This is a genomic window from Salinarimonas soli, from assembly GCF_008386575.1.
In the GTDB taxonomy this organism is placed as follows: Bacteria; Pseudomonadota; Alphaproteobacteria; order Rhizobiales; family Beijerinckiaceae; genus Salinarimonas_A; species Salinarimonas_A soli.
The window spans coordinates 1-215 of record NZ_VUOA01000105.1 but is presented as its reverse complement, the minus strand read 5'-3'; the positions used below and the strand labels follow the sequence as shown (position 1 = coordinate 215).

1 protein-coding gene is annotated in these 215 nt (G+C 71.2%); it reads left to right on the top strand.

Annotated elements, in window-relative coordinates; genetic code table 11:
• Positions 1-215, top strand: a 215-nt coding sequence (locus F0L46_RS25410; RefSeq protein WP_149822397.1) for a response regulator, incomplete at both ends; no start/stop codon positions are given.

Genomic DNA, 215 nt, shown 5'->3' with positions numbered 1-215 from the left:
CCGGGTGCGCCAGTTCGCCGTCGAGGCCCTGCGCGAGCTCGGCTACACCACCCTCCACGCCGACGGTGCCGCGCCGGCCCTCCGCGTCCTCGACGGCCATCCGGACGTGACCATGCTCCTCACCGACATCGTCATGCCCGACGTGAACGGCCGCCGTCTCGCCGAGGAAGCCCTGAAGCGCCGCCCGAACCTGAAGGTGGTCTACATGACGGGCT